11 protein-coding genes and 1 pseudogene are annotated in these 9,920 nt (G+C 70.4%); 5 read left to right on the plus strand and 7 right to left on the minus strand.

Annotation, left to right across the window (positions count from 1 at the left end):
• The 3 genes and pseudogenes from ACNFOC_RS44175 to ACNFOC_RS44185 form a co-directional block, all read right to left on the minus strand.
• Positions 1-441, minus strand: a 441-nt coding sequence (locus ACNFOC_RS44175; protein WP_416964652.1) for a cellulose binding domain-containing protein, incomplete at its 3' end; no start/stop codon positions are given.
• A 153-nt stretch (positions 442-594) separates the two neighbouring features.
• Positions 595-1,047, minus strand: a complete 453-nt coding sequence (locus ACNFOC_RS44180) for a response regulator (RefSeq protein WP_416964653.1) — start codon at positions 1,045-1,047, stop codon at positions 595-597.
• Between the two features lie 58 nt (positions 1,048-1,105).
• Positions 1,106-1,942 (minus strand): annotated as a pseudogene (locus ACNFOC_RS44185) (sensor histidine kinase); the annotation flags it as partial.
• Between ACNFOC_RS44185 and ACNFOC_RS44190 the strand changes: the two are divergent.
• Positions 1,927-2,109 (plus strand): hypothetical protein, encoded by a 183-nt coding sequence (locus tag ACNFOC_RS44190; protein WP_416964654.1) that lies wholly within the window; start codon positions 1,927-1,929, stop codon positions 2,107-2,109. The pseudogene ACNFOC_RS44185 and the gene ACNFOC_RS44190 sit on opposite strands and share 16 nt — an antisense overlap.
• A gap of 53 nt (positions 2,110-2,162) precedes the next feature.
• Here ACNFOC_RS44190 and ACNFOC_RS44195 read toward each other — a convergent pair whose 3' ends face one another.
• From ACNFOC_RS44195 to ACNFOC_RS44205, 3 genes are read right to left on the minus strand one after another with little or no spacing between them, the layout of a single operon-like run.
• Positions 2,163-2,735 (minus strand): cob(I)yrinic acid a,c-diamide adenosyltransferase, encoded by a 573-nt coding sequence (locus ACNFOC_RS44195; RefSeq protein ID WP_416964655.1) that lies wholly within the window; start codon positions 2,733-2,735, stop codon positions 2,163-2,165.
• A 13-nt stretch (positions 2,736-2,748) separates the two neighbouring features.
• Positions 2,749-3,498, minus strand: coding sequence for an ABC transporter permease (locus ACNFOC_RS44200; protein ID WP_416964656.1), 750 nt, complete (start codon positions 3,496-3,498; stop codon positions 2,749-2,751).
• Positions 3,499-3,528: 30 nt separating this feature from the next.
• Entirely contained in the window at positions 3,529-4,311 is a 783-nt protein-coding gene (locus ACNFOC_RS44205) for an ABC transporter ATP-binding protein (RefSeq protein WP_416964659.1), read from the minus strand.
• Positions 4,312-4,365: 54 nt separating this feature from the next.
• On the opposite strand from ACNFOC_RS44205, the gene ACNFOC_RS44210 reads away from it, so the two are divergent.
• The 4 genes from ACNFOC_RS44210 (at position 4,366) to ACNFOC_RS44225 (ending at position 9,211) form a co-directional block, all read left to right on the plus strand.
• Positions 4,366-4,959, plus strand: coding sequence for a TetR/AcrR family transcriptional regulator (locus ACNFOC_RS44210; protein ID WP_416964660.1), 594 nt, complete (start codon positions 4,366-4,368; stop codon positions 4,957-4,959).
• Positions 4,960-5,094: 135 nt separating this feature from the next.
• Positions 5,095-5,943, plus strand: coding sequence for a 3-hydroxyacyl-CoA dehydrogenase family protein (locus ACNFOC_RS44215; RefSeq protein WP_366098228.1), 849 nt, complete (start codon positions 5,095-5,097; stop codon positions 5,941-5,943).
• Positions 5,944-6,088: 145 nt separating this feature from the next.
• On the plus strand, positions 6,089-6,412 hold the full coding sequence (locus tag ACNFOC_RS44220; RefSeq protein ID WP_030596935.1) for an STAS domain-containing protein: 324 nt from the start codon (positions 6,089-6,091) through the stop codon (positions 6,410-6,412).
• Between the two features lie 276 nt (positions 6,413-6,688).
• Complete coding sequence (locus tag ACNFOC_RS44225) at positions 6,689-9,211, plus strand: ATP-binding protein (protein ID WP_416964657.1); 2,523 nt, start codon at positions 6,689-6,691, stop codon at positions 9,209-9,211.
• A 96-nt stretch (positions 9,212-9,307) separates the two neighbouring features.
• Here ACNFOC_RS44225 and nucS read toward each other — a convergent pair.
• Positions 9,308-9,920: endonuclease NucS (gene nucS / locus ACNFOC_RS44230; RefSeq protein ID WP_416964658.1), on the minus strand; the 613-nt coding region annotated here is incomplete at its 5' end.

Here is a 9,920-nt window from a genome sequence, read left to right on the forward strand (position 1 = left end):
CCTCAAGACTGAAGCCCGCCGCGCGAACCAGAGTCCTGTGCCGCCGTCACAACTGCCGCCGTTCAGCAGACAGTTGGAGGGCGCACCCGAGCCGGCGCCGTTGAAGCCGAAGGAGACGGAGGCGCCCGCGGCGATGGTGCCGTTGTACGACTTGTTCTTCGCGGTCCAGTGGGTGCCGGAGCTGGTGACGTCCGCGTCCCAGGCCGAGGTGACGGACGTACCGGAGGGGAAGTCCCACTCGACCGTCCATGAACTGATCGCGCTGGTACCGGTGTTCTTGACGGTCCACTGGCCGCCGAAGCCGGTGCCCCAGTCGCTGGTCTTGGTGAAGGTGGCGGTCGCGGTCGACGCGGCCTGGGCGGGACCGGCCAGGCCGACGAGAGCGGCGAGCGGAAGCAGCAGGGTCGCGAACCCGGCAACTGCTCGATGTCTGAAGCGCATTGAGCGCCTCCTCTTTTGTTTTACGCCTCCGGCGCGCTGGAGACGGTGTCGGGGGTGTCGGGGCGCGACTGAGCCTTCGCACCCACAGTGCCGCGAGAATAGAAAGGTCTGGACCACGGGTCAATAGGTCTGGACCACTTCCGTGCAGGTGTGCTAAACCCCCAACTCCTGCGCCAACACCGCCGCTTGGACCCGGCTACGCAGCTCCAGCTTGGCCGGCAACCGGCTGACGTGCGTCTTCACCGTCGCCTCGGCCATGTCGAGCCGGTCCGCGATCCGCGCGTTGGGCAGTGCCTCGCAGCCCGCCATCGTCCCTACCGCGCCCAGGAGTTCGGCGGCCTCGGCGTTCTTGAGGAGGAAGCCGGACGCCCCGGCGCGCAGCGCCCCGAAGACGTACTCGTCGAGGTCGAACGTGGTCAGCACCAGCACGTCCGCGAGCCCCTCGGACACCACCAGCCGAGTCGCCGACACTCCGTCCAGGCGCGGCATCTGAATATCCGTCAGCACCAGGTCGGGCCTCAACTCCCTCGCCGGCTCCACCGCTTGCTCCCCGTCCGCCGCCTCGCCGACCACCTCGATGTCGGGCGCGCTGCCCAGGATCAGCACCCCGCAGGATGCCGATCAGCCGGCGCATCTCCGACAGCCCCTCGACGCTGTTCTCGCGGATGACGGCGAGGGTGTCCCGCGAGGTCTTCGGGTCGTCGAGGGAGAGCGCGGCCGTGGAGTGAATGGCGATCGCGGAGAGGTGGTTGGTGACCATGTCGTGCAACTTCATTGCCATCCGGGCCCTCCTCCAGAGGGGGGACCCCCAGGCGGTGACGGCCTGGGTGCGGTCCATCTCCGCGAGCAGGGCGGTCTGTTCGGCGCGCAGCCGCTCCGCGACGGCGGTGTCGCGATGATTCCGCACGACCCAGCCGGTCGCCGCCGGCACCAGCGTCACAAGTCCGACCGCCGCGCCGATGAACAGCGCCTGCGGGGTCCGCCAGGCGACATACGGCACGACCGCGCCGACCACTGTGAGCAGCCCGGTGATCCAGGGGATGCGCCGGGCGGCCGCGGCGGTGCCGTACAGGACGGCCGCGTACACCAGGTCCGTGAACATGAGGACGGTGGCGAGACTGCCCGGCGTGATCAGGTCCACGCAGACGGCGCCCGTCCCGACGAGCAGCGCGGTGCGCGGCCGGGTCCGGCGCGGCAACTCGCAGCCGGCGGTCATCGCGAGCGGGAGCAGCACCGCCCACGTCCGGTCGATCAGCGTGAGCGGGTCGTCGCCGGTCCGGCTGAACAGCCCGACACCCCACAGGAACAGCCCACCGAGCAGCCCGCCCAGCGCGATCCGCACGTCGTCGCGGTGCGGGCGGGGGAGTCGGCGGGGCATGGCTCCATCCAACAGGGGGCTCGGGCGCCCGGTGTGCTCCTGCGGGATGGTCTGTGGGTACGTCGAAGGATGCAGTTCGGGTGCACCGGGACGAGGACACTGGCCGTATGGACGAATCCGCATCCGCGTCTGTCCGCGAAGCGGAGTGCAACGCGCTGGAGGCGACGGCGGACGAACTGCTTGCGAGGAAGGCTCGGCGGACTCTCGCCGAGGAGGGTGACACGCCGAGAGCCACGCTCGCGGACGTGCTCGCGGACATCTTCGGTAGGTCGGCCCCGGACGGGGCGTGAAGTACGCCTTCGATCACCGCCGTACGCCCGCCACCCTCTCAATGGACTGCCGGTCAGCGCTCCCCGCCGGGGACCCACAGCACGTCCCCGACCTCCTTGTTGGCCGTACGCGCGAGGATGAAGAGTAGATCCGACAGCCGGTTGAGGTAGGTCGCCGTCAGGGGGTTCATCACCTCGGCATGCACCTCCAGCGCCCCCCACGTCGACCGCTCCGCCCGTCGTACGACCGTGCACGCCTGGTGGAGCAGGGCCGCGCCCGGTGTGCCGCCGGGGAGGATGAAGGAGCGGAGTTTCTCCAACTGCTCGTTGAAGTGGTCGCAGTCCGCCTCCAGTTTGTCGATGTAGAACTGCTCCACCCGCAAGGGCGGGAACTCCGGGTTCTCGACCACCGGCGTGCACAGGTCCGCGCCCACGTCGAAGAGGTCGTTCTGGACGCGGGTGAGGACCTTGACGATGTCCTCGTCGAGACCGCCCAGTGCGATGGCCGTGCCGATCGCCGCGTTCGCCTCGTTGGTGTCGGCGTACGCCGAGATCCGGACGTCGGTCTTGGCGACCCGGCTCATGTCGCCGAGGGCGGTGGTGCCCTGGTCGCCGGTCCTGGTGTAGATGCGCGTCAGATTGACCATGCGGCCAGCGTAGTTACGCTCCGGCCGTGCGGAACACGCGTGTGCCCACCGTCACGGTCAGTACGGCGAAGCCGACCGCCACCAGCACCCCGTACAGCATGTGAACCGTCGTGTACGAGCCGACGTACGCGTCCCGCACCGCGTCGACCAGATAGCGGAACGGCATGAGGTGCGAGAGCGCGTCCAGCCAGGCCGGTGCCAGGGTCATCGGGAGCATCAGTCCGGACAGCAGCATCGACGGCATGGTCATGGCGTTGATGAGCGGGCCGAACTCCTGGGGGGTGTCGACCTTCATCGCCGCGGCGTACGACAGCGAGCCGAGCGAGACCGTCAGCAGGGCGACGAACACGAAGCCGATCAGGATCCCGCCGAGGGGAGCGCGCAGCCCCGTCGCCACTGCCGCCAGCACCAGCAGCACCGCCTGGAAGACGAACACGGTGGCGTCGCGCAGCACGCGGCCCAGCAGCAGGGCGAGACGGCTGACCGGGGTCACCCGCATCCGCTCGACCACCCCCTGGCTCTTCTCGATGATGATCGTGAAGCCCGCGTACGAGGCGCCGAACAGGCCGAGTTGGAGCAGCAGCCCGGGTACCAGCACCTGCCATGAACTGCCGCTCCCGCCGAGCGGCAGGCCCGTCAGGAGCGGGCCGAAGAACAGCAGGTACAGCAGTGGCATCAGCACCCCGAAGAGCAGTGCGAAGCGGGAGCGCACGGACTGCCGGAGGTAGCGGCCGTAGATCAGTGCGGTGTCTTGGAGAAGCATCGGGTTCCTCTACGGATACGGATTCGGGTCCTATACGGATACGGGGGCGGCGTCGGCCGGGGCGGGGGCGCGGCCGGTGATGGCGAGGAACGTGTCCTGGAGCGTCGCGTCGATCGAGCCGCCGTGTCGCAGCTTCAGCGCGTGCGGGGTGCCCTCGGCCGCGACGACGCCCTTGTCGACGATGACCAGACGGTCGGCGAGGGCGTCGGCCTCGTCGAGGTAGTGGGTGGTCAGGAAGACGGTCGTGCCGTGGGCGTCGCGCAGGCGACGGATCAGGTCCCACAGGTCGGCGCGGCTGCCGGGGTCGAGGCCGGTCGTCGGCTCGTCGAGGAACAGGACCTTCGGGCCGTGGGTGAGGGCCATCGCGATGTCGAGGCGGCGCCGCTGGCCGCCGGAGAGTGCGCCCACCTTGCGGTCGAGGAGGTCGGCGAAGCCCAGATCGCGGGCCGACTCCTCGGCGCGTACCGCTGCTTGATCCCTGGTCAGGCGGTAGAGACGGCCCTGGGTGACGAGTTCCTCCCGCACGCCGATGTTCGGGTCCGCCCCGCCGGACTGGGCCACGTATCCGCACGCCCGCCGGACTCCGACCGGATCGGCCGTCAGGTCGCAGCCCGCGACCGAGGCCGTTCCGCCGGTCGGTGCGAGCAGGGTCGTGAGCATCCGCAGGGTGGTGGTCTTGCCGGCGCCGTTCGGACCGAGGAAGCCGAGGATCTCGCCCTCGCGGACGGTGAGGTCGATGCGGCGGACGGCCTCCACGGGGCCCTGGCGGGCGGCCTGAGCGGCAGGCAGGGGTGTGGTGAAGCCGTCCGGCACGCACCCGTATCCGACGACCTCGCCCTTGTGGGTGCCGGGCACCCCGACCCCGGCATTCTGCGCTGGTTCTCCTGCCGGAGGCACCCGCGCGGCTTCGACGCGGTGACCGTCGCCGAGATCGCCGACGCCGCCGACGTCTCCGTCAACACCGTCTACAACTACTTCCCGGCGAAGGAGGACCTCTTCTTCGACCGCTCCGCCGGACTGGTCGACCGGATGGTCCGCTGGGTGCGCGGCCGGAACAAGGGGGAGTCGGCCGCCGTCGCCGTCCTGCGCGAACTGCGCGAGGAGATCGAGGCGGTCTCGCCGCGGGTCGGGCTGATGCCCGGGTATGCCGCCTTCATGCGGGTCATCGAGGACGCGCCGGCGCTGCGCTCACGGCTGTGGGCGATCGGCCAGGAGGTGCAGGCCAATCTCGAGGAGGCCCTCCGTGAGGAGACCGGCGCCGCGGACGACGACCCGATGCCGCACCTGATCGCCGGTCAGCTCGGCTGGGTGCACAGCACCGTCATGGGTGTGATCGGGCGTGAGATGGTCAAGGGGCGCAATCCGGGCGAAGTGTCACGAGAGGCCCTGGTCCTCCTCGACGACATCGAGGACCTGTTGGGCGAGAACGTCCTCAACTACGCCGTACGGGCGGTCGAATGACCCGTGCCGGTGTGATGTCCGTCAGATGAGACGTGACGCGCGTTACTAACCGGTCACACAGCGCCGCACCTTCGCTAGGGTCCGCCGAGAGGCATACGGATACACGCTGTAAGCGTTTCAAAGGGGAGTCGCACAGTGGCACGGAAGCTTGCCGTCATCGGCGCCGGACTCATGGGTTCCGGTATCGCCCAGGTCTCCGCGCAGGCGGGCTGGGACGTCGTCCTGCGCGATGTCACCGACGAAGCCCTGAAGCGTGGCACCGACGGCATCAAGGCCTCGTACGACAAGTTCGTGAGCAAGGGCAAGCTGGAGGCGCACGACGCCGACGCGGCTCTCGGTCGTATCACGGCGACCACCGACCTCGACGCCGTCGGGGACGCGGACATCGTCGTCGAGGCCGTCTTCGAGAAGCTCGAAATCAAGCACGAGATCTTCCGCGCGCTGGACAAGATCGTGCGCGAGGACGCCGTCCTCGCCTCCAACACCTCCGCCATCCCGATCACGAAGATCGCGGCCGTGACGGAGCGTCCGGAGCGCGTCGTGGGAACGCACTTCTTCTCACCGGTCCCGATGATGGGGCTGTGCGAGCTGGTGCGCGGTTACAAGACGAGCGACGAAACCCTCGCCACCGCAAGGGAGTTCGCCGAATCCGTCGGCAAGACCTGCATCGTCGTCAACCGTGACGTGGCCGGCTTCGTGACGACCCGTCTCATCTCGGCGCTCGTCGTCGAGGCGGCGAAGCTGTACGAGTCGGGCGTCGCCACCGCCGAGGACATCGACCTCGCCTGCAAGCTGGGCTTCGGCCACGCGATGGGCCCGCTGGCCACCGCGGACCTCACCGGCGTCGACATCCTGCTGCACGCGACGAGCAACATCTACACCGAGTCGCAGGACGAGAAGTTCGCCCCGCCGGAGCTGATGCGCCGAATGGTGGACGCCGGTGACATCGGACGCAAGAGCGGGCAGGGCTTCTACAAGCACTGAAACCGCACACGCCCCTGACCCATCACACGCAGGGGTGAATTCGGTATCGGTTCGCTCACAGACGGCAACCTCGTGGCACTTCACGCAGTCAGAGGTTGCATCACCTACATCACGGAGTACGCCACCGCACTCACGGGGAGCGCATATGTACATCAGGGGCGACCACGCCGAGCTGGTCGTCGGGGGCCGCCTCGACGTCCGCAGCGCGGCGGACGCCCGTACGGTCCTTCACTCGGCCGTCGACGACGGAGTCGGCGATCTGGTGCTGGACCTGTCCGAGCTCGACTCCTGGGACGCCACCGGCCTCGGCGTCATCATGGGAGCCCACCGACGGGCCGGCCGCTGCGGCCGCCGCCTCGTGCTGCGCCGCGTACCGCCGCAGATGCAGCGTCTGCTGGTGGCCACCCGGCTGCACCGCATCCTCGCCATCGAGGGCGGCATCGGGGTGGAGTCGCTTCCCAGAGTGTGACACTTTCGCCGAAAGTGTCACGCTTTTCGGAAGAGCCCACGTCAGGTGCCCGGGAAATGTGCGCCACGCACAATCCTCACGAGACTGTGATGTCTCGGACGGCGCGGTACCCCGGCCTGTCGTAGATACTGTGCGAAGGTTTAGGGTTCGGTCGCCCGCTGCCTTACAACCCTTCGAGCGGGCCCGGACCAGAAGCGACAGCGCGGTGTGCACAAGGCCGGGAGGGGCCTTGGGTCCTGTCGACCCGCACACGACGCTTTTGGGGGGCTTGGACCTATGGACCCGATCGACCGGGGACCCGAGGAGTACGGCCATGACAGCGACGACACGTCGTCGCGTCAGCGCCCGCCCCGGGAACCCCTCACACCCGACTTCGGCCAGCACACGCCCGCACTCGCCCGCACCGTGCAGCTGGTCACCGGTGACTTCCTGCTCACCGTCAACCCGGTCGACGGCAGCGAGATCGAGGTCTGCCCGCCCGGACAGCGGCCCGGCCGGCCCGCGAAGTTCGGCGCCGCCGAGCGCGCCGAGGCGGCCCGCGCGGCCAGACCACCGGTCCCGCCCGGCCTGAACCGCCCCGAACTGCCGCTCCTGGAGCGCCAGGAGGAGCGCGAGCGTCTCGTACGGCTGCTCGCCCGCGGCCGTTCCGTACGCCTCACCGGCCCCTCGGGCTCCGGCCGCACCAGCCTGCTCGACCTCGTCGCCGAGGACTGCCTGGACCTCGCCCCCGACGGCGTGATCCGCCTCACCGGCTTCCACCGCACCGCCGGCGACCTCCTCCACGACCTCTTCCACGCCGTCTACGACGCGCCCCTGCACCGGCCCGACCGGGCGGAACTGCTCGCGCTGACGCGGGAGATCGGCGCGGTCGTCGTCCTGGACGACATCGAGTTCGGCGCCGCCGCCCTCGACGAACTCCTCGACGCGACGCCCGAGTGCGCCTTCCTGATCGCCGCGACCCCGGAGGTCCCGGCACCGTCCGCGGACTCCGCCATCGAGGAGGTCTTCCTCGGCGGCCTCGGCCGGCCCGGCGCCGTGGAGGTCCTGGAGCGCGCCGTGGGCCGCGTCCTCACCGAGGAGGAGGCGAACTGGGCGGGCGACCTCTACTTCGAGTCCGAGGGCCTGCCCCTGCGCTTCGTCCAGGCCGGCGCCCTGCTCCGCCAGCGCGACCAACTGCGCGTCGGGACCAGCGCCGTCGAGGAGTTCGGCGTCTTCCAGGACGCGCCCCCGGTCGACGAACCCTTCGACGCCCCGCCCCTCGACCCCGAAGAGGGCGACTCCGTACCCCTGCCGTCCCTCGGTGAGGCCGCCGCGCCCGCGCCGCTGCTCGCCTCCCGGCTCAGCACCTCGGCCCGCGCCACCCTGCGCTTCGCCGTCGCCCTCGACGGCGAGGTGCCGCACCAGGCGCATCTGCCCGCGCTCGTCGGCGACACCCACGCGGACGCCGCCCTCGGTGAACTCGCGGGCTGCGGACTGGTCTCCCCGGTCGGCTCCCGCTACCGGCTCGCCGCCGGCGTCCAGACCCAGTTGGAGGCCGCCGGATACGGCGACGACGTCGCGTCCGGTGCCCTCATCGCCGCCCTGCACTACTCCTGGTGGGCCGGGCACCCCTCGGTCACGCCCGCGCGCGTGTGCGCCGAGGCGGACGCCCTGCTCGCCGCCCTCGTCGCCCTCCTGCCGGCGACGACACCGCCCGGCGACGGCGAGGAGAGCACCACCGTCCACCTGGCCCGCACGGCGGCCCCCGCGTTCGCCGCCGGACTGCACTGGAGCGCCTGGGAGCACGCGCTGCGCTCCGGTACCGAGGCCGCGCAGCTCGCCGACGACGTGAGCGAACAGGCCTATTTCCAGCACGAGTTGGGTGTCCTCGCGCTCTGCGAGGGCGAGCTGGACCGGGCCCGTGCCGAACTGGAGTCCTCCATCGGCCTGCGCGGCGCCGCCGCCGACAAGCGCGGTGCCGTCGCGGGACGCCGTGCCCTCGCCCTGGTCGCCGACCGCTCCGGCATCGCGGTCGCCCTCGGCTCCACGGCCGGCGAGGAAGTGCCCGACGCGCGCTACGAGGAGTCGGCCTCACCGCCCGGCGGGATACCGGCGCCCTTCCCGCCGCTCCAGCCGCCCGGCGACACCTACACCCTCGTCGCGCACCAGCCCTCGCCCCCGAAGCCCCACAACAAGGCCCGGGGCGGCCTGCGCGGCTACGCCCGGCGCAACCTCGTCGCGGCCGGCGCGGGCGTCCTGCTCGCCGCCGTCCTCGGCACGGTCGTGACCCTGGGCGCCACGTCCAACAACAACGCGAACAACCCGTCCGACGAGGTCGGCCCCAACCCGTCCGCGAGCCAGGGTCTCGGCGACGACAGCCTCGGCGCCGACAAGGCGAAGAAGGACGACGGCAGCGACACGGGCACGGCCACCAGCCGGCCCACCGACCCGGGTCCGGACGGCACTTACGGCACGTCGGACGATCCGACGCCGACGGACGGCGGCGGGACGCCCTCGGACAACCCGAGCGGGACGAGCGGGTCGGGGAACGGGTCGCACACTCCGTCGCCGACGAAGTCCACGACCAAGCCGCCTTCGTCGACCCCGACCACGACGAGGCCGACGGACCCGAGCAGTCCGTCGTCGCCGACTCCGAGCGATTCCACGTCGCCGACCGAGTCGCCCACGCCGTCGATCACCCCGTCCGCCGACACCTCGGCGAGCGGTGCGGCCTCAAGTGCCCCCGTCGAGACGGCCAGTTCGGCCGCGCCCGAGAGTGTCGGCGCGGACACGTCGAGTAGTGCGGGTGCCGTCATCTGACCCTCCGTACGACATGAAAGGGCCGGTTCCGATGATCGGAACCGGCCCTTTTCGTCGTAGCGAAGCCAGTGTCTGTCGAAGTCTGTCGAAGTGCCGTCAGAACAGGCGCAGTTTGTCGTCCTCGATGCCGCGGAGGGCGTTGTAGTCCAGGACCGTGCAGCCGATGCCGCGGTCCGTGGCGAGGACGCGGGCCTGGGGCTTGATCTCCTGGGCGGCGAAGATGCCGCGCACCGGGGCGAGGTGGGGATCGCGGTTCAACAGCTCCAGATAGCGCGTGAGTTGCTCCACGCCGTCGATCTCGCCGCGCCGCTTGATCTCGATCGCGACGGTCTGGCCCTCGGCGTCCCGGCACAGGATGTCGACCGGGCCGATGGCCGTCATGTACTCGCGGCGGATCAGCGTGTAGCCCTCGCCGAGGGTGTCGATGCGGTCGGCGAGCAGCTCCTGGAGGTGCGCTTCCACGCCGTCCTTGATCAGGCCGGGGTCCACGCCGAGTTCGTGCGAGGAGTCGTGGAGGATCTCCTCCATCGTGATGATGAGCTTCTCGCCCGCCTTGTTGATGACGGTCCAGACACCTTCGTCGTCCCCGGAACCCTCCTTCAGCGTGCAGGGCGGAGACATCCAGTTGAGGGGCTTGTAGGCCCGGTCGTCCGCGTGGATCGAGACGCTGCCGTCCGCCTTCACCAGGATCAGACGGGGGGCGGAGGGG

This window comes from Streptomyces colwelliae (assembly GCF_048158785.1).
Classification (GTDB): Bacteria; Actinomycetota; Actinomycetes; order Streptomycetales; family Streptomycetaceae; genus Streptomyces.